15 protein-coding genes and 2 tRNA genes are annotated in these 19,226 nt (G+C 32.2%); 6 read left to right on the top strand and 11 right to left on the bottom strand.

The genetic code is table 11. From position 1 onward, the window contains the following. Positions 1-9 precede the first annotated feature (9 nt). Entirely contained in the window at positions 10-1,353 is a 1,344-nt protein-coding gene (gene gdhA / locus G5V56_RS01730) for an NADP-specific glutamate dehydrogenase (RefSeq protein ID WP_166960346.1), read from the bottom strand. Between the two features lie 199 nt (positions 1,354-1,552). Here gdhA and G5V56_RS01725 point away from each other — a divergent pair, with 199 nt between their 5' ends. Then, positions 1,553-2,359, top strand: coding sequence for a THC0290_0291 family protein (locus G5V56_RS01725; RefSeq protein WP_166960343.1), 807 nt, complete (start codon positions 1,553-1,555; stop codon positions 2,357-2,359). On the opposite strand, the gene G5V56_RS01720 is transcribed toward G5V56_RS01725, so the two are convergent. Continuing rightward, positions 2,356-3,495, bottom strand: a complete 1,140-nt coding sequence (locus tag G5V56_RS01720) for a cystathionine gamma-synthase (RefSeq protein WP_166960340.1) — start codon at positions 3,493-3,495, stop codon at positions 2,356-2,358. The two genes, G5V56_RS01725 and G5V56_RS01720, sit on opposite strands and share 4 nt — an antisense overlap. 87 nt (positions 3,496-3,582) lie before the next feature. On the opposite strand from G5V56_RS01720, the gene G5V56_RS01715 reads away from it, so the two are divergent. Then, a complete protein-coding gene (locus tag G5V56_RS01715; protein ID WP_166960337.1) occupies positions 3,583-4,302 on the top strand; it encodes a DUF3298 and DUF4163 domain-containing protein in 720 nt (239 codons plus the stop codon). Here the strand turns inward: G5V56_RS01715 and G5V56_RS01710 are convergent. Continuing rightward, complete coding sequence (locus G5V56_RS01710) at positions 4,279-4,743, bottom strand: DinB family protein (protein ID WP_166960334.1); 465 nt, start codon at positions 4,741-4,743, stop codon at positions 4,279-4,281. The genes G5V56_RS01715 and G5V56_RS01710 overlap by 24 nt on opposite strands. A 70-nt stretch (positions 4,744-4,813) precedes the next feature. On the opposite strand from G5V56_RS01710, the gene G5V56_RS01705 reads away from it, so the two are divergent. Then, the gene (locus G5V56_RS01705; protein WP_166960331.1) at positions 4,814-5,167 is read left to right on the top strand and encodes an arsenate reductase family protein; all 354 of its coding nucleotides are present in this window, start codon (positions 4,814-4,816) and stop codon (positions 5,165-5,167) included. 14 nt (positions 5,168-5,181) lie between these two features. Here the strand turns inward: G5V56_RS01705 and G5V56_RS01700 are convergent, their stop codons facing one another. Next, a complete protein-coding gene (locus tag G5V56_RS01700) occupies positions 5,182-6,156 on the bottom strand; it encodes a type I phosphomannose isomerase catalytic subunit (RefSeq protein WP_394366168.1) in 975 nt (324 codons plus the stop codon). A 40-nt stretch (positions 6,157-6,196) separates the two neighbouring features. Then, positions 6,197-6,268, bottom strand: a tRNA-Arg gene (locus tag G5V56_RS01695). Positions 6,269-6,445: 177 nt separating this feature from the next. Here G5V56_RS01695 and G5V56_RS01690 point away from each other — a divergent pair. Beyond that, on the top strand, positions 6,446-7,906 hold the full coding sequence (locus tag G5V56_RS01690; RefSeq protein WP_166960328.1) for a YiiX/YebB-like N1pC/P60 family cysteine hydrolase: 1,461 nt from the start codon (positions 6,446-6,448) through the stop codon (positions 7,904-7,906). A 91-nt stretch (positions 7,907-7,997) separates the two neighbouring features. Here G5V56_RS01690 and G5V56_RS01685 read toward each other — a convergent pair whose 3' ends face one another. Then, positions 7,998-12,110 carry a PAS domain-containing hybrid sensor histidine kinase/response regulator gene (locus tag G5V56_RS01685; protein ID WP_166960325.1) on the bottom strand — a complete coding sequence of 1,371 codons (4,113 nt, stop codon included), beginning with the start codon at positions 12,108-12,110 and terminating at the stop codon, positions 7,998-8,000. 447 nt (positions 12,111-12,557) lie between these two features. Here G5V56_RS01685 and G5V56_RS01680 point away from each other — a divergent pair, with 447 nt between their 5' ends. After that, on the top strand, positions 12,558-13,307 hold the full coding sequence (locus G5V56_RS01680) for a glycosyl hydrolase (protein WP_166960322.1): 750 nt from the start codon (positions 12,558-12,560) through the stop codon (positions 13,305-13,307). A 323-nt stretch (positions 13,308-13,630) separates the two neighbouring features. Here the strand turns inward: G5V56_RS01680 and G5V56_RS01675 are convergent, their stop codons facing one another. The 3 genes from G5V56_RS01675 to G5V56_RS01665 all read right to left on the bottom strand — a co-directional run bounded on the left by G5V56_RS01675 (position 13,631) and on the right by G5V56_RS01665 (position 15,886). Beyond that, positions 13,631-14,401 carry a DUF6090 family protein gene (locus tag G5V56_RS01675; RefSeq protein WP_166959333.1) on the bottom strand — a complete coding sequence of 257 codons (771 nt, stop codon included), beginning with the start codon at positions 14,399-14,401 and terminating at the stop codon, positions 13,631-13,633. 129 nt (positions 14,402-14,530) lie between these two features. Beyond that, positions 14,531-15,379 (bottom strand): hypothetical protein, encoded by an 849-nt coding sequence (locus G5V56_RS01670; RefSeq protein ID WP_166960319.1) that lies wholly within the window; start codon positions 15,377-15,379, stop codon positions 14,531-14,533. 90 nt (positions 15,380-15,469) lie between these two features. Then, positions 15,470-15,886, bottom strand: a complete 417-nt coding sequence (locus G5V56_RS01665; protein ID WP_166960317.1) for a DUF2846 domain-containing protein — start codon at positions 15,884-15,886, stop codon at positions 15,470-15,472. 101 nt (positions 15,887-15,987) lie between these two features. Here G5V56_RS01665 and G5V56_RS01660 point away from each other — a divergent pair, with 101 nt between their 5' ends. Further along, positions 15,988-16,980: a substrate-binding periplasmic protein gene (locus G5V56_RS01660; protein ID WP_166960315.1), complete on the top strand. Its 993-nt coding sequence runs from the start codon at positions 15,988-15,990 to the stop codon at positions 16,978-16,980. A gap of 645 nt (positions 16,981-17,625) precedes the next feature. On the opposite strand, the gene G5V56_RS01655 is transcribed toward G5V56_RS01660, so the two are convergent. Both G5V56_RS01655 and rseP read right to left on the bottom strand, forming a co-directional pair. Continuing rightward, positions 17,626-17,699: transfer RNA gene (locus G5V56_RS01655), tRNA-Asn, on the bottom strand. Positions 17,700-17,865: 166 nt separating this feature from the next. After that, positions 17,866-19,212 (bottom strand): RIP metalloprotease RseP, encoded by a 1,347-nt coding sequence (gene rseP / locus G5V56_RS01650; RefSeq protein ID WP_166960312.1) that lies wholly within the window; start codon positions 19,210-19,212, stop codon positions 17,866-17,868. Positions 19,213-19,226 lie beyond the last annotated feature (14 nt).

Raw genomic sequence — 19,226 nt, 5'->3', positions numbered from 1 at the left:
TGTTTTGTTTTACACGATACCTTGCGCTAACATGGCATCAGCCACTTTAACAAATCCTGCAATATTGGCTCCTTTTACATAGTTAATATAACCATCTTCTTCTGTACCAAACTCTATACATGCATCGTGAATGTTAGACATGATGCTTTTCAGTTTTAAATCTACTTCATCTCTCGTCCAGTTAAAACGCAACGAGTTTTGAGTCATTTCTAAACCAGACGTTGCAACACCACCTGCATTAGATGCTTTTCCTGGCGCATATAAAATTTTAGCTTTTTGGAATGCATGTACAGCATCAATAGTTGATGGCATATTAGCTCCTTCACTCACACAAATACAGCCATTTTTCAACAGCATTTTAGCATCGGCTTCATGAAGTTCATTTTGTGTGGCACATGGTAAAGCTATATCGCACTTAACTTCCCATGGTGTTTTTCCTTTTACAAATTTAGCATGAGGATAGTTTTCTAAATATTCACTTATTCGCCCTCTTTTCACGTTTTTTAGATTCATTACATACGCTAACTTATCTGCATCTATTCCTTCCGAATCATAAATATATCCAGAAGAATCAGATAATGTTAAAACTTTAGCGCCTAACTGAAGACATTTTTCTGCAGCATATTGCGCTACATTACCAGATCCAGATATAACAACATCCTTACCATTTAAATCTTCCTCTTTAGTTTTTAACATACTTTCTGCAAAATAAACAGTTCCATAACCTGTTGCTTCTGGTCGTATTAAAGAGCCTCCCCAAGATAATCCTTTACCTGTTAAAACCCCAGTAAATTCATTTCTTAATTTTTTGTACATACCAAATAGGAAGCCAATTTCTCTGGCACCTACTCCAATATCTCCTGCTGGCACATCTGTATTAGGGCCTATATGTCTAAATAATTCACTCATAAATGAATGACAAAAACGCATAATTTCATCATCACTTTTACCTTTAGGGTCAAAATCACTTCCCCCTTTTCCACCTCCCATTGGTAGTGTGGTCAACGCATTTTTAAATACTTGTTCAAAAGCTAAAAACTTTAAAATACTCATGTTAACCGTTGGATGAAAACGCAAACCGCCTTTAAACGGGCCTATAGCTGAATTCATTTGAATTCTATATCCTCTGTTTACTTGAATTTCACCAGAATCATCTACCCAGCACACCCTAAAAGTTAACGCTCTTTCTGGTTCTACCATTCTTAATAGAATGTTTCTACCGTAATAAATATCGTGCTCGACGATGTAAGGAATTACTGTTTCTGCAACTTCCTGAACGGCTTGTAAAAACTCTGGTTCTTGACCATTTCTTTCTTTTACAAGATCTAAAAATGCTTCAATATTACTTTTCATTTATTCAAATTTGAGTTAATAATTATGAACTTTTCAATATATTATAACAAAGATACGATATCTTCAAAAAAAAGCCGATTTTTTTATAATTTCATAATAAATAATTTTATTGCTATTTCTACGTTTTTATAATGATTTGATTCTAAATTCTGTTTTTATATATTTGCTAAGTTAATGCCTCAAAAAAATAAACCATAGTATGTTTAATTTTAAACATTTAGCTGCTGCGTTTTGCGTGTTTATAATAACGCAAGCAGCGTTCTCTCAATTTGGTTTTTCACCAGAAATTGGCATTATTGCTGGTCCTGTCCAATTTAGATCAGATTTTGGTAGTAGAACTGACAAGGCGACAAACATTGGTAATATGGGTTTTGGTATAGGTGTTGTTCAATACTTTAACTTTTCTTACCGAAGAAATTACTCAAATTTAATTAATAGAGACTCTTATTTTAATGATCACTTTAAAGTGCGTAATGAAATATCCTGGAATAAAACTAAATTAGAACATTTTGGACAATGGGTTGACCCTAGTAAAACCTCTGAAGATGCCAAAAGGCTAAGAGGGCACAAAGGAGTGGCTAATAATTTTGATATTGGAACACAATTAGAATTTTATCCTTTAAGTATTCATGCTTTTGAAGCTTTTACGCCTAGATTTGCACCATTTGTTAGTTTGGGTGTGCATTATACCTTTTTTTCTCCAGAAGTTAGCACAACCTATGACAATCCAAACCCTCTTGCTTATGGTAATGTGTTAAACCCTACCAATTTTTATTCTCAATGGGCTCCGGGATCCGTTGATGCCTCTTCTGGAAGTACGTTTTCTGTTGTTTCAAGTGTGGGTGTTCGATATAAACTTAATACCACGTCTGATTTAATGCTAGACTTGAGATGGCAATATTATTTTAATGACTGGGTTGATGGATTAAACCATCAATTAGATTATAATAAATATAATGATTGGTTACTATGGTTTAATGTAGGCTATATTTTTTATCTGGATTAAGACAAAGCCTGTTGTAAATCGGCAATCAAATCATCTACATCTTCTATACCAACACTTAACCGTATTAAAGAATCTACAATTCCTATTTTTTCACGTTCCGATTTTGGAATACTAGAATGTGTCATACTTGCTGGATGACCACAAAGTGACTCTACGCCCCCTAATGATTCTGCCAAAGTAAAAACTTTAAGGTTTTCAACTGTTTTAATAGCTTGCTTATAATCATTTCCTGTTATTGTAAATGATAGCATACCTCCAAAATCTTTCATTTGAGATTTTGCAATAGCATGATTAGGATGATCTTCAAAACCAGGCCAAAAAACCTTATCAATTTTTGGATGCGTCTTCAAGAAATAAGCTATAGCTTTTCCATTTTCACAGTGACGCTGCATTCTTACATGCAAAGTTTTAATACCACGTAATACTAGAAAACTATCTTGTGGACCACAAATAGCTCCACTGGCATTTTGAATAAAATATAACTTATCTGCCAACGCCTTGTCGTTAACGACCAAGCCTCCCATAACAACATCGCTATGGCCTCCCAAATATTTGGTGGCGGAATGCATCACGATATCTGCTCCCAGTTCTAAAGGTTGTTGCAAATAGGGAGTGGCAAATGTATTATCGACTGCTAATAAAATATGGTGCTTTTTTGAAAGTATTGACACTGCTTGAATATCAATAATATTCATCATCGGGTTCGTTGGCGTTTCTACCCAGATAAGTTTTGTATTATCATTGATGTAGGTTTCAATATGAGATACATTCTCCATTTCAACAAAATGAAATTTAATGCCAAAGTCTTGAAATATTTTAGTGAATAACCTATAAGAGCCTCCGTATAAATTATTAGTTGAAATAACCTCATCGCCAGGCTTTAATAGCTTCATTACAGCATCAATAGCAGCTAACCCCGACCCAAATGCTAGTCCATATTTACCGTTTTCAATACTTGCAAACGCACTCTCTAGAGCATGTCGTGTCGGATTATGAGTTCTTGAATATTCATAACCCTTATGTCCTCCGGGAGTTGTTTGTGCATAAGTCGTTGTTTGATAAATTGGAGGCATTACAGCACCATAAGCTAAATCGTGCTCTTGGCCACCATGTATAACTTTTGTGTTAAACTTCATTTTATGATGTATTTGTACAAAAGTACTTTATAATTCGGTGTATTCAAATGCAATATTTACCTTTAGGGTGTTTAATCTTGTATCTCAATGAAACGCTATCTTTTTATTCTTTGTTGTTTTTTTACTTTCATTTCTTGTAAAGAGGATCCCCTAATTACTTTTAAAGAAACCAGCATAACCGGAGGTAATAACTCAGCAGTCGAAGTCAATATTCCTTTAGCTGAAGGAGATACACCTGCCGTAAATTCTATCAATTCAATTATTGAAAACAAGGTGATTGCTTCTTTACAAATTGGAGAATATGATGATGATTCTAAAATAGAAACAATCAAAAAAAGTATTGATGCCTTTAATCAAGAATTTGATGCCTTTAAAAATGATTTTCCTGATAGCGATCAACACTGGGAAGCTCAAATAGATGGCGATATTATGTACCAGTCTGAAAGCTTAATAAGCATTGCACTAACGTCCTATATGGATACTGGTGGCGCCCACGGAAACTTAAACATTTCATTTTTAAACTTTAATGCAAAAACAGGAAAATTAATCGCAAACACTGATTTATTTAACGATAAAAAAGCCTTTTTTAAGCTTGCTAAAACCTATTACCAAAATAATATTGACGAAAAAGATGCGGTTTTTGATTCTGAAAACTTTGTGCTTCCAGCCAATATTGGTTATACCGAAGATGGAATTATTTTATTGTATAATACCTACGAAATAGCAGCCTATTCTGCAGGTACTTTAGAATTCACCATCCCGTATGATGATGTAAACTCACTTTTAGTTTTTGACACCACGCAATAAGGCCATAACATAGCCTAAATGCATACCTTCATGAAATAAAATAAACTGGAAAGCCTCATCAATAGTTGTTAAGGTGTTGCCTGTTGTTGAAACCGTATATTCTTTAAAGTTTTTAAAGAGGCCGTTATTAAAATCTTCTTTTGTTTTTTCAATTGTAGAAAATAGTAGCTCTTTTATTTCATCAACTTCTTGTTGATTTATAAATCCTTCAGGTTTTGTATCTTTCATATACTTAGCAATTAACGTATCGCTAACCATCATTGGTAATCCTGATAGTTTATAGGCTAATAGCTGTTGCGTAACAAGGATGTGCCCAACATTCCAGATAATGTTATTATTAAAGCCTTCTGGGATTTTATTTAAGTCTTCAAGAGATAAAGTTTCTAAATATTTTTTGAAAAATTTCCGGGTATTTGAAAGTACTTCTAAGGTAAAATGCATGGTATTTATTTTTTTATAAATATAGGTTAAATGATATAATTGCTTTATTTTGTTTTTAAATTATTAACAGATGAAAAAAGTATATTACCTAAAAACATGTAGTACCTGTATTAGAATTTTAAAAGAGTTGAATCTGCCTTCAGAATTTGTTTTACAAGACATTAAAACTGAAGAAATAACGGTTAAGCAATTAGATGAAATGAAAGATCTTGCAGGTAGTTATGAAGCTCTTTTTAGTAAGCGTTCCAAACTTTACAAAGAAATGGATTTAAAAAACCAAGCGCTTGAAGAACGCGATTACAAACATTATATTCTTGACCACTATACCTTTTTAAGCAGACCTGTTATTATTGCCAATGACCACATATTTATTGGCAACTCAAAACAAGTTGTTGAGCAAGCCAAACAGTATATTCATCAATAATAATTAGCCAACTTTTAAAGAAATACTTCTAAAATTCTGGCGTTTTCAGATTGTAATTCAATAGTACTAACGGCTGCAGGAATAAGCATGGTTTGACCTACTTGTAATGAAAACTGTTTGTCATTACAGGTTACAACAGCATCCCCTTCAACACACATATAAATAACAAACGAATCTAAATTACTGTAATCTTTCTTAACGGCTCCTTCAAGTTGAATAATGTTAGTTTTAAAATAAGGAGAATACACTAACTCACTAGAGTCGTTTTTCTTAAGCTCATAAGATGTTTTGTAGTTATCATACTGTTTGTAATCTATGGCATCTACTGCTAAATCTGTATGCAGTTCTCTCTCTTTTCCTGTTGTAGCATCAACTCGTTTGTAATCATAAATTCTATACGTTACATCAGAAGTTTGTTGAATTTCAGCAAGCATAACCCCGGCACCAATGGCATGGACTCTTCCTGTTGGAATGTAAAACGTATCACCTTTAGATATTTTTTCGGAATTTAATATTTCCAATACGTTGCCTTCCTCTAACTTACTTAAGTAGGTTTTTTTGTCAATATCTTGATTAAACCCTACAATTAATTCAGCATTTTTATCGGCTTGCATAATATACCACATTTCATTTTTTCCAAATGAATTATGGCGCTCCTTTGCTAATTCATTATTTGGATGTACTTGAATAGACAGCGGTGTTTTAGCGTCGATATATTTTATAAGAATAGGGAAATCGTTACCAAACGTTTTATAAACTTTTTCTCCAACCAATGCGCCTTTATAGGTCTTAATTAGTTCTTTTAAAGTTTTTCCTTGTAATTCACCTGAAGCAACCACAGAGACATCTCCCTCAACATCTGAAAGCTCCCAACTTTCGCCAATATTAGTTTTATCTGATTCTTTTTTAAATACTGTAGTTAGTTTTTCTCCTCCCCAAATACGTTCTTTTAATATGGGATAAAATGTAATAGGTGCGTTTAAAATCATAATTTATAGTTTTTAAAAAATCAACTAGATTCGTTTTTTGTGACTCCACCAGGATTCGAACCTGGATCTAAAGTTTAGGAAACTTTTGTTCTATCCCTTGAACTATGGAGCCAATTATTGATTACTCGAAAAATATATTATGCAAAAGAAACAAAATAAATAACTATATCCACAACAAAATAAGAAGTAATTGTAAGCAACTTAAACAATTAATTATTATTCGGACGAAAGGATTATATTTGGAAGGTTTCGATTATTAGTTTTAACGCTTTGTAAATTATATAACATCATGAAAAAAATTTATATTTTTTTATTAGTTATTTTAGGTTTATATGTTTTACTGCTTATTCCCTTTCCCTCAAATGAAAAAAACATTCAAAAGGCAACCCATAACCCTTTTATTTGGAACCAAGATAGCCTTTGGGAAGGTTTAGAAATAAGATTTCAAGAAGCTAAAAGAATTCCTTCTATAGAATTGGATTCTATTGTAAATGACTTGAGTTATAACGCAGATGCTCTATTAAATACTCTTGAAAACACAATAAGCAAACCAGACGATAGCCTATACAGTTTGATTGAGACTAATTTCTTTAACATAACCCCCTTAATTGCCGCACAACCAAAGAAATCAGATTGGTATATTAACTACTATAATAGGGTTAGAAAAAAGATAAAATCAGATTCTCGCTTTTGGAATATGAATCATATAAATGCCCGTAATACATCTTACCGCTTACTATATGGTATGAGAGCATCTGTAGAAGAAGTTTTATTACAATCAAATAATAATGATTTTATCTCTACAATGTATGTAACTGAAGAACCATCTGTAACGCCTTCGGTTAATATCCTAGGAATAAAAGTTCATAGTGGAGATTTATTGATAAGTCGGGGTGGTGCCGAAGTTTCAGCATTTATTTCAAGAGGAAATGATTATCCTGGAAATTTTTCGCACGTTGCAATTATTCATATTGATAAAGCTACAAATAAACCTTATTTTGTGGAGGCTCACATTGAAAAAGGTGTTGCAATATCATCACTTAAAACTTATTTGAATGATAAAAAATTGCGCTTTATAGTTATGAGACCTAGAAATGATTTACCTCAAATAGAATCAAATCCCATGCTTCCATATCAGGTTTCTTCATATATTTTTAAGGAATCGCAAACTAGACATATCCCATATGACTTCAAAATGGATTATTACGATTCTAGTGCTATGTTTTGTTCTGAAGTTGGTTCTTATGCCTATAAACAGTTTGGGATATCGTTATGGGAGTTTAAATCGACTATCTCGTCAGATGGAGTTATGGACTGGCTTAATACTTTTGGAGTAGAGAATTTTGTAACTCAAATGCCATCGGACCTCGAATATGACCCTATGTTAAGTGTTGTTGCAGAATGGAGGGATAAAGATATTCTTTTTCAAGACCATCTAGATAATGCCGTAATGGATGCTTTACTAAGTGAAGCTAATAATGGAGCAAAACTAGATTACAATATTTTTATGCTGCCGCTAGCAAGAGTTATTAAAGGCTACTCCTATATATTTAATATTATGGGCAAAGAAGGCGTGATTCCAGAAGGAATGGACGCTATAAGCGCATTAAAGAATAATAATTTTGTTGAAAAATTTCAAAATTGTAAGACACAAACAAAAGTAAAAATTGAGACTTTTAAAAAATTAAACGGCTATTTACCTCCGTATTGGCAACTTGTAAAAATGGCTGAAAACACACTCTCAAATTAAAACAAGAAAGACCTATATTTTAATATAAGCCTTTGTCTTCTTGCTAATTATAGATAAAATGCTATCTGTGATTTTAATTTTTAGGTGTTTTTTATCGTTTCGTGAAATGCTTTTGGATTAGTGATTCTAATTTAGTTCTGTCAATAGGTTTTGTTATATAATCATTACATCCTGCTTCCAAGGATTTTTCTCTATCGCCAGACAATCCATAGGCTGTTTGTGCAATAATGATTACATTTTTATTAAATTTTCTGATTTTGCGTGTTGCCTTATACCCATCCATTTCAGGCATTTGAATATCCATCAAAATCAAATCAATGTTAGGGTTTTTACTACACGCTTCAATAGCTTCTTTGCCATTTTTTGTAATTATAATTTCATTGCTAAACTCCCTTACATACATAGAAATCAATACCTCAGATGTTTCATCATCTTCAGCAATAAGAGTTGTCAAGTTTTTTACTTTATTTTCTAAATTATTACTAGCCTTAATCTGTTTGCTTATTTGGTTTCTATTCGTTTCAATAGTGTAAGGCAAGGTAAAATAGAATGTTGAGCCAATTCCTTCTTCGCTCTCTAACCATATCTTACCTCCAAGCATTTCTATATATGCTTTGGTAATTGACAACCCAAGACCAGCTCCTTGTCTGGCCATTTTATCCATTATGTCTGCCTGAATAAAACGCTCAAAAATAGCTTCTTGCCTATCTTTTGGAATGCCAATACCTGTGTCTTTTACAAAAAATTCTAATTCTGCTTTTTGATTGTGATTAACCGTTTCGTTATCTGTTTTTAAGACATATCCAAATTCTATGGAACCTTCGTTGGAATACTTAATGGCATTTTTTACAAGGTTGGTAAGAATGGCAAACAATTTTTCACGGTCGGTTTTAATGGTGGCTTCTTTTGTAGGCAAGGCCTTTTTTAAGAAAAGTCGCATCCCTTTGGCTTCAACTTCAGGTTTAAAAAATGTATAAATATATTCTATTTGCTCGTTGATATTTGATTCGTTGATATCCAATCTCATTAACCCTGCTTCTATCTTTGAAATATCAACAATATCGTTGATGATATTTAACATTCGCTTACCGCTTTTTTCAATTATTCCTACGAATTTTTGTTGCTGGTCGCCCGAAAGATTAGGTGTTTTTAGAAGTTCTGAAAAACCTAAAATACCATTCATTGGCGTGCGAATTTCGTGGCTCATATTCGCTAAAAAAGCAGATTTTAATCGATCGCTTTCTTCGGCTTTTTCTTTAGCAAAGATTAATTCTTCGTTTTGATTTTGTAAACTTATTTCTGCAGTTTTACGCTCTGTTATATCGTCAAAAATAGCAACAATTTCTCCTGATGGTAATTTGTAAATATAATTTTCCCTCCAACCTTCTCTTTGGTTATCTTTATAAAAAAATGGCGGTATGTGTACATCTTTTCCTGATTTAAATACGGTTTGAAGCGCTGTAAATAAAGAGCTTTTGTCCATATTAGGAAATTCGTTTAATAAGGTGGAACCTATGATATCCTTCGCCGATGTATTTGTAATTTTTTCGGCGGCTTTATTAAAATCAATAATTTCGAAATCTTTTCCATTTTTAATAGGTTGATAAATAGCTACACCGCTATTCATGTTTTCTACCATTTTACTATATTTTGCTTGGCTTTCTTCTGCGCTCTCTTTAGCCTTAATAAGGGCGAGTTCTATCTTTTTTATTTCAGTAATATCTTGAAATATTCCTGTTAGTTTTGTTGGTTTTCCATCAACAATAGTAACATCAGCTGTCGTTCTTACATTTATTTTTCGTCCTTTTGTTGTGTAAGTTTCAAGTTGTAAATCATAATTTTTGCCTTGCGTTATAGCGAGTTCTAAAGCATTACTTATAATTTGCTGTGATTCTGGCAGGAAATATCCTATACCTGCTTCAACTGTAGGATTAAACTCCTCAGGTGATGTATCATGAATTCTGTAAGTTTCACCAGTCCAATATAGTTTATTAGTGAGTAAATTTAGTTCCCATCCACCTACTTTTGCTATAGATTGTGATGCTTCTAATAATTGATTACTCCGTTTATAACTGCTATTTATTTGTTGCAAATTAAGTTCGCTTTCTTCAGCTTTTTCTTTAGCTTTTAATAATTCTAGTTGGGTTTTCTTAATGTCTGTAATGTCTCGAATTACCCCTATTAAATATTTTTTACCATTGCTATCTAAAAAACGAGTCTTATGTGTCGCAATTGTTCGAGTTTCACCACCTCTCACTGTAAGAGACTCTTCATTTATATTTTCAATCCCATCTTTAAGGACTTGTTTATCAATTTTTAAAAAAACTTCCTGCTCTTTTGGAGACACATCTTCAGCAAGTGTTTTACCTATTATTTCGTCTTTATTTAATCCGAACATATTGCAAAACGCTTCATTAACAAGAAGCAGACTACTATGCTCGTCTTTCACAAAAATGGGGTCACCAATCTTGTTAATTATATTATCTAGATATGTCTTGCTTTCCTCTGCTTTCTCTTTAGAAAGTAATAGTTGTTGTTCTAATTTTTTTTGCTTGGAAATATCAACATGGGTTCCAACCATTCTTATTGCTTTGCCATCAGCATCAAAAACAGCTTCTGCACGCGAGAGAATGTCAACCCAATGACCGTTTTTGTGTTTCATTTTAAACTCCATTACAAAGCGGTCAATTTGCTTATTAATGAGTTTCTGATGAAGCTCCCATGATTTTTTAACGTCTTCTGAATCTGTTATTTTTTCCCAGATAGAGAAATCATTAGGAATTTCATGATCTTCATATCCAAGCATTTTTTTCCATCCTGGAGAGTAATATATTTTATTGGTTATAAGGTCCCAGTCAAATAAACCATCGTTAGACGCATTCATTACCAGATTAAATCGTTCTTCGCTTTCTTTTAATTTCTTTTCTTCAGCATACTTTTCAGTTATATCAGAAAAAACCAGAACGACACCCCTAATTAACCCTTCTTTATTTATGATGGGAGCAGCGCTGTCGGCAATTTGATATTCGCTACCGTTTTTAGAAATTAAAACTGTGTGATTGGCAAGACCAACAATTTCACCTTTTTCCAAAACTTTTTCAACAGGATTCTCAACTTTTTTACGGCTTTCTGCATTTATAATGTTAAATACTTCGCTTAAAGGTTTTCTAACGGCATCAGCCAAACGCCAGCCACAAAGCTTTTCAGCCATCGGATTCATGTGCTCAACTCTCCCGTTTATATCTGTTGAAATTACACCATCACCGATAGATTGGAGCGTGATAGCTAAATTTTCTTCGCTATTACTTAGTGCTTCTTCTGCTAATTTAAGTTCGGTAATATCTCTAACGACACTTGTGGTACGAACAATAATACCGTCTTCCTTCTCAAATGTAAGCGAAACATCGGCTGTAAATGTTTCTCCATTTTTCTTTTTAAATATTTGTTCTGTTCTTAAAACATCAGACCCCTCATTAAAAAAGTTTTGTAATTTTTTGCCAAAATCTAAATAATTTTCCTCATTGGAGTAAAGAAAATCTGTGCCTTTTCCTATACATTCAGAGGGCTCATAGCCAATAGACCTAATACTTGTATTACACCACTCAATTACTCTCTCAGGCATTCTTACTGAAAACACAATATCCCATAAAGAATTAGTTAAGTTTTCAATAGAATCTCTACTTTTTCTTAACCGTTTTTCTACCTGTTTTCGCTCGGTAACATCAATAAAACTAATAACTATTTCTGTTATTTCTCCCTTAGTATTTAACACAGGAAAACCATTGATAGTCGCCCAAACCATGTGGTTTTTAATAGGATGGTAAATTCCTAATATTTGATTTTTTATTGCTTTCTTGCTTTTTACAATCTTATTAACAGGATATTCATCAAATGGTGCGGTGGTAAAATCTTCTTTTATAAATTTCCATGATGGATCAATGGCCTCTTTGCCTTTCATCTGATTATCGGTTAATCCCAATAATTCTGACGCTCTGGAATTATTCATCAAAATAGAAGTATCTGGAGCATGAACCACTATCCCCGCTTCAAGATTCTGTAACAACCCTATATATCTTGCCTCATTATTCTGAAGTGTATTTTCAAGAAAATCTCTTTGAGTTGACTTTAATAAAGAATCATATTTTTGCCTTAATTCCTGTAACTCAATAATGAGTTCTTCCTTCTTTTTATCATAGGTAGCCATAATAAATTTGGTTTTTTAACATGGATTTTCAATTATAGCATTTCTTTTTAGGATTGGCTCTAACTTTTCATATGAGAAACACGGGCATAATAATCCATTATTTACTTTATAATAGCAAACTGTTTATTCTGGAATTTGAAGTTATTTAATAAATTGGATGTAATAAATTTACAAAATATTATTACATCCATTGATATAATATATTGTAAATCATTAATAAAATTAGAAACAGCTAGTAACAATTTAGTTTTGAATATCATTTATTGAGGATTGCTTTCTGTAAAGTGAAACAAGTAATAAAATAGTTGAATTTAAACCAACACCTTGCTCAAATTTTTAACTTAAAAAATATTAAACAAAGTATACAGAAATCTTATAGAATAGTTTTATAAAATAAAAAAGCACCAGTATTAACTGATGCTTTTCTTTTATAACTTGCTCCCCCTCTTGGTATCTCCAAATTGCAGAGAAGAGGCCCCTTTTGGTTGGCTCAAAGAATTTCATGATAAAGCAACTGCTCAAGACATCAGAATTGACGTAATTGGAGTGCATTGGTACGATTGGGGATCAAAACCTAAAAACTCGCCAAATGAAAGTCCTCAAAATGTGTTTAACAGATTTAAAAATTACCTAAAAAGAGTGCACGACCTGTATGGTTTGCCTATTTGGATTACAGAGTTCAACGCCAATCCCAACAGATCTGCGGCTACCAATTACGGATTTATGCAGTTGGCCTTGCCATATCTGGAAACGTTGGATTATATTGAACGTTATTGCTGGTTTCAACCCAGTTCTGGAGTTGCAGATTGTTACACAGATTCCCGTCGAACCACGCTAACCGACGTTGGGGATTTTTATAATAACTTAGTTTCAACACCGGCAATTCCAGAAGTCAGTGTAACAGCCGATAGTAATTTGGATATTTACTACGCTAACTCTTTAGGCACCGCTGATTATGCAAAGCAACGTTTCTTGATTTTTCCAAATCCATCAACCGGATCCGTTATGATACGGTCATCCACTCCTATTTCTGCCTATAAGATCTTCAATTCACAAGAGCAATTGATAAAAAACGTCATGAATGTCAATTCCACAGAATCAGAAATACTCATGAATAATCATCCTAAAGAGGTGTATCTAATCCTTATCAAGGATACTCAAGGCAATACCTTTTCGGAAAAAATGATGTTGAGGTGAAATAGAATTTATTAAGACTAAAAAATTATTTTGAATAAAAAATCCTTTACATTTTTATAGAGGCTTTTTATTTTTTGTCATTCTTATATTAGCTTTCAGAAAGATTAGTAACATCAAAAAGCAAACTATTTTTTCAAAATTCATCCATTTTTTAGTTTTCGCTTATCTGTTTTGCCTATTCCAAATTTGCCTCTAATGTGATTCTATATGATTTGCTTTGTATTTAGAAAAACCAATTGGGCAAATGAAACCTATAAGTCAGAGAACCAGCATAGTTCTACAGAAAGACTGGAACTTGGTAAAGAATTTTATACCTCTTAAGTTTAATTATCTGATTTTTCTAACTCCTTTTTAAGAATCTCTATAATATTATTTATTCTTAACAACAAGTCCTCTTGATAATCATATCTAAGCTTTTCGATATAGGTTTTATAACATAAGAGCCCAAAAAATGCATCTTGTTCCAACAAGTACTTAATTGCATCATCCTCCTTAGGATCAGGAATTGTATCCAATTCATTTCCCTTACTCCTATTCAGTTTGGATAAAGAAAGTATTACAGGTGAAAGTATTTTTAGCATTTCATTCTTCAGATTCATACTTGTCTCATTGTCTTCGAAGCCTGCTTGATAAAATGAGTAAAATTCGGCCAACGTCTTCAACAATTCGTCATTTTTTACTAACTCAGAATTTCCACTACTGATTAATACATGGTATGAACCGGATATTATCTCCTCTCTCTGCCAGGCTAAAGCACCTTTCATAATTAACTTTTTTATAGAATCATTTTTGGGTAAAGGCTTTTCTCCTTCATATATTTGAATTAAAACATCGCTTCTTATTAAATCATTTTTTTGCTCCTTCATCGTGGATAGCAAAAGCTCTTTTGATTCTAAAAACTCTGACTTTAAGGAAAGGATTATTTTATGCTCTTGCTCTCTCCTTTTTCGTTCTTCATTCCAGTTATTAATATTTATTGCTATTAGAATGCCAATTACAACCAAAATAATTTCACCAATAGCATAGCTTAAGAATTTTCCTAACTTATTTTTCTTCAAAAAATTATATCGTTTTGTTCTATAGAATTTTATCATTTTTTTATATAATGATTGCTAACGGTTTGGCTTAGGCTTGGTTTCGTGAAAATCCACAAAGAATTTCTGCAATAACCCGAAAAGGAAAATTATTAGAAAAATGGGTACTATTGTTAGCATTTTAAATTATCACCTTTTACTTCCAAAAGGAGCTCTCTTTATCAAATAACTTATGGTGCTATGGTATTTATCTAGTCCTGCGGAAAAGGGCTTACGAGAAACAGAATAAATATTGGAACCTTGGTCGTTGTATATATCTATAGTCATTCTAGAATCAAATGTGTCTGTTGTTGATGAACTCCCTGAATTAATTTCTGTTCCTTTTCTCTTATATTTATTATCATCCTTTTCTCTATTAGATTTATAGGTGGTTACCGAAGAGCCGTAACTTCTTGTGCCGGTGTTTTCTATATCGTATGAGCCAAAAACCACGTTTTCTACACCTAAAAGTTCTGCCAATTCATTAGGCAACATATTTTGAAGCTGATCCACTGCGATATTATTTTTTGCTAATGTTGCATTTACTACTCTCGGGTCTATAACATCTATCATAGGAGCTTCTTCTTTTATAGTATTGGCACAGTCTATTTGAATTTTTTTACCAATAGCATCCTTATCTATCGTAGGCATATTTGTAATAATTCTAAATGGCAGAACAGCCATTTTTCCTTTTCTTGCTAAAGGATTTGAATTTTCAATGGTACGTTTTTTATTTGAATTTTTAGAAATTTGCTGAATTCTTCCACTAGCAAAAATAATCTTATTGACTTCTCCCTTTTTGATTTGATATTCTAGAGTTTCATTATCATAAATAAATGTGATAACTTGATCATTAATGGCCATTACTTTCCCTGATCTTTCTTCACCATTGAGCATAACCACTACATCTGATTTATCTTGAGCAAAACTTGAAATCGAAAAAAAGAATATTAAAAAAGTGAAAATAGAAAAGAAAATAGTTTTAAATAAATTTTTCATGGTTTCTAAGGTTTAATTCTTATTACCCGGCACGAATAGGACCTAAAAAATAATTGCTTGAAAATAGTGATTTCTGTTTTGGTTATTCGTTTATTGGCAATCTGCTTGCTCGTCTAATTTCGGTATCATCTTTTCTGCAGTATGGTCGGTAATTTCTATAAAAGAACTGGAGCCCATTACGGAGCCAGGTGTTTCTACTTTTAGATAATATGTTTTATCTTTTTCCAAATCCAACTCAAAATGATCAACAGCTGATTTTGCTTTTGAACCAGTCATTTGAACAGAGAATTTATGGGATCCTATTCCTAAATTTGTTTTAATGTAATGATGATTTTTTAGTTTGCAAACTAATTCGTTGTCTATAAAAACATTAAACCTTGTTAATGCCCCCATTGATTTGGTGTCTCGTATTAGATATAAAGTTGCCGTATCTGTATCAATGCTTTCCTGTGAATAAACGATTGTCGAGAAAAAGGAAAAAACGAAAATTGTAAGTAAAGTTTTCATAGTAATTGAGTTAAAGTCGTTCTTAAAAGTAAAAAAAAATTGCAATATATCATTGCAAAATAAAATATTTTGTACTTTAAAAGCCTCATTTTTCAATCTAAATGGATATTCATTATAACAAAAGATGTATTTGTTCAGTTATTATCATATGTTTCTCTCTAGGCATTGATGCGCAAATTTCTACCCTTAAACTGGCTTCTGATATTTGGCCTCCCTTTACCAATGAGAGCCCAAAGAAATCAATAGCATTAGATATTGTTAATGAAGCCTTATCGAGAAATAATATTCATGTTTCAAATAAAATAATTGAATTTAAAAAGGTTTTAAATGGAATCGCTGATGGTAAATTTGATGGCTCAGGGGCTATTTGGAAAACACCTGAAAGAGAGCATACGTTACTTTTCTCTGATGCTTATTTAGAGAATCGGTTGGTTCTTGTAGGGTTAAAGGGAATGGATGTCAGTTTTACGAGGATTGCAGAACTCACTAACCGTAAAATAGGTTTAGTTCAAGGTTATGCATATGATAAGGCTCTAAAAAAAGCTCAAAATTTAGAAATCGTTTACAGCAATAATGACCAAGAGAATCTTGAAAAATTACTCGATAAAAAAATTGATTACATGCTAGTTGATCAGCTATTGATTCAATACCTTCTCAAATACCAGATTAATGATGTTCAAAACTACTTAAGTATTTCAGAAAAGCCGTTTCAAATTAGAAAACTTCATATGGCCATTCGGAAAGATTATCCACATGCTTCTGAAATTATATCAAAATTCAACAAGACCATAAAACTCATGATGCTAGATGGATCATATACTAAAATACTTAATTTAGAGAGTATACAAACAGATGTGAATGGTGATGGTATTGCCGAATTAGTAATTAATAGTGATTACATCGGTGAAAAATCACCAAGAATCAGCTATAATCTGTTCTATGACCAGAGAAATAAAAGTACTTCAGTTGAATTTTTTGTAAACGGAAAAATTTACAATAGCTGGGATCAGGTGCCTAAAAAGCAAAAAACACCTGGCTTTATAAAAGTTTCGGATGATTTTAATAATCCAGGGTTAAGAATTAAGCTGAATTAGCAAATACTCATTAACTTTCCAATTGAGCATCTTAAAAGTATTTGTACAGTTCTTATTCATATGGCGATTTTTTTCCTATGTCTAGGCGGAAGTACGGCTGAAGATTAAAATGTTTTTAGGCCATTAATTTATGTCCATTCTTTCATATGTTTATTCTGTTATTTCCCATAATTCCTCAACACTTTTTTTCATTTTTATAATTTTTGGGTTAAGTTTTAAAGCTTTTGAAGGAGCAAATGGGTTTGATAATATAAGGAAAATTATTTACGGCCTTATTTCTCGTATCAAACCCATTATAATAAAAGAATCCACTAAGGCTAAAAAAAACAATCTTCTTTTGCCTTCATTTAAGCTTAACAGCTTTTTTACATCAAGGTCATAAACACTATAATTTGAGGCCTCTTTAATCTCCTAGGAGTTGAGATGTATTTCATTAATTGGGGGTATTTATGAAAATAAACTTGATCTTACAAAAATTAATTTCCTCTGCTATTATATACAGTAATAGTCTTTATTTGATATTGAATTGTTTTCCATCTCGGTTCTAAACATTTTAAGAATATTTGACAGCTATGGATAAAATGAAAAAAGAAGTGGTTTAAAACAAGAAACCTCAACTAATGATAGTTGAGGTTTATTTATCTGCTCCCCCTCTTGGGCTCGAACCAAGGACCCTTTGATTAACAGTCAAATGCTCTAACCAACTGAGCTAAGGAGGAGTGTTATCTTTTCGCTTTTGCGAGCGCAAATATATATATATTTTTATTTACTACAAAACGACTTTTAACTTTAATTTAAAAAATATTACTAAAAATTAAAATTGAGTTTCACGCTGTCATTTTTATTAATAAAACTACCAACGTAAATAGAATATTTAAAAAACTTTTAATTAAAAATAGCTTTAAAAATATCATTACCGTTCGCAAACAAAACTAAGGCAATTAATATAATAAATCCTACCATTTGCGCATATTCCATAAACTTATCGCCTGGTTTTCTTCCAGACACCATTTCATATAGTAAAAACATAACGTGCCCGCCATCTAAAGCAGGAATTGGTAACAAGTTTAAAACTCCTAACATGATTGATAAAAACGCCGTGATACTCCAAAAAACTTGCCAGCTCCAAAAGTCTGGAAATATATCATAAATTGCTTTAAAACCACCTACTCCTTTATAGGCTCCAGTACTTGGAGTAAAAATAGCTCCTAACTGATCCCAATAAGAGGTTAGTCTATCTTTGGCTTTTTTTAATCCAACAGGAAACGATTCAAAAAAACCGTATTCTTTTGTTTCATATTTATAGTAGCCCAAAGCTTCTAATGTTTTCGGTGTGGAATTAGAAGCATATACAAGCCCAAGTTTAGCATCATCACTAATTGATAAAGGCACAACAACATCATGATTATCTCTTAAAACTTTAGCTTCTACTTGTTGCCCTTTGAATTTTTCTAAACCATCCTTTACTTGATCTGCATACTTTGTTTTGTAGTCATTTAACCCCAAAATAATATCGCCTTTTTTTAATCCACTATTTTTATTGAATGAGGTATCAGGAACTTCGACAACTACAAACGGCTCTCTTAAATTTATAAACCTTTTTTCTTTTGAGTCTAATAATTGAGATAAGAAATCTTCTGGCAATGTTACTGTAGATTCTTTTCCATCTCTTTCAATAGTAACTTTTTTACCAAAAAGGACTTTTTCCGAGATTTCTGAGAAATTCTTAATAGGTTCGCCATCTACTGCAATAATTTTATCTCCTGTTAACAACCCTGCTTTGTTAGCAACGGTGCTTTCAATCAATAAACCATCTTTAATATTATCAATTGGTAACACTATATCACCGTAGTAATAACTCATTCCTATATAAATAAAAATGGCTAGTAAAAAATTAACCGTAACACCACCTAGCATAATAATTAAACGTTGCCAAGCTGGTTTAGAACGAAATTCCCATGGTTGTGGTGGTTGTGCCATTTGCTCGGTATCCATACTCTCGTCAATCATCCCTGAAATTTTAACATAACCGCCTAGGGGTAACCAACCTATACCGTAAACTGTGTCTCCTATTTTCTTTTTAAAAAGTGAAAACTTTACATCAAAAAATAAGTAAAATTTTTCAACTCTTGTTTTAAATGCCTTTGCAGGTAAAAAATGCCCAAATTCATGTAATATGATGAGCAAAGATAGACTCAATAAAAATTGAGATATTTTAATAACAAACTCCATATATTGTTAATCAA

It is taken from the genome of Yeosuana marina (genome assembly GCF_011762485.1).
Taxonomy (GTDB): Bacteria; Bacteroidota; Bacteroidia; order Flavobacteriales; family Flavobacteriaceae; genus Yeosuana; species Yeosuana marina.
Note: the sequence above shows the minus strand (reverse complement) of the source record. Positions and strands in the feature narration are given on the sequence as shown.

Bases quoted from the DNA above. Each gene is read 5' to 3' on its own strand.
- gdhA (WP_166960346.1), bottom strand. From the start codon at position 1,353: ATGAAAAGTAATATTGAAGCATTTTTAGATCTTGTAAAAGAAAGAAAT.
- G5V56_RS01725 (WP_166960343.1), top strand. From the start codon at position 1,553: ATGTTTAATTTTAAACATTTAGCTGCTGCGTTTTGCGTGTTTATAATA.
- G5V56_RS01720 (WP_166960340.1), bottom strand. From the start codon at position 3,495: ATGAAGTTTAACACAAAAGTTATACATGGTGGCCAAGAGCACGATTTA.
- G5V56_RS01715 (WP_166960337.1), top strand. From the start codon at position 3,583: ATGAAACGCTATCTTTTTATTCTTTGTTGTTTTTTTACTTTCATTTCT.
- G5V56_RS01710 (WP_166960334.1), bottom strand. From the start codon at position 4,743: ATGCATTTTACCTTAGAAGTACTTTCAAATACCCGGAAATTTTTCAAA.
- G5V56_RS01705 (WP_166960331.1), top strand. From the start codon at position 4,814: ATGAAAAAAGTATATTACCTAAAAACATGTAGTACCTGTATTAGAATT.
- G5V56_RS01700 (WP_394366168.1), bottom strand. From the start codon at position 6,156: ATGATTTTAAACGCACCTATTACATTTTATCCCATATTAAAAGAACGT.
- G5V56_RS01690 (WP_166960328.1), top strand. From the start codon at position 6,446: ATGAAAAAAATTTATATTTTTTTATTAGTTATTTTAGGTTTATATGTT.
- G5V56_RS01685 (WP_166960325.1), bottom strand. From the start codon at position 12,110: ATGGCTACCTATGATAAAAAGAAGGAAGAACTCATTATTGAGTTACAG.
- G5V56_RS01675 (WP_166959333.1), bottom strand. From the start codon at position 14,401: ATGATAAAATTCTATAGAACAAAACGATATAATTTTTTGAAGAAAAAT.
- G5V56_RS01670 (WP_166960319.1), bottom strand. From the start codon at position 15,379: ATGAAAAATTTATTTAAAACTATTTTCTTTTCTATTTTCACTTTTTTA.
- G5V56_RS01665 (WP_166960317.1), bottom strand. From the start codon at position 15,886: ATGAAAACTTTACTTACAATTTTCGTTTTTTCCTTTTTCTCGACAATC.
- G5V56_RS01660 (WP_166960315.1), top strand. From the start codon at position 15,988: ATGGATATTCATTATAACAAAAGATGTATTTGTTCAGTTATTATCATA.
- rseP (WP_166960312.1), bottom strand. From the start codon at position 19,212: ATGGAGTTTGTTATTAAAATATCTCAATTTTTATTGAGTCTATCTTTG.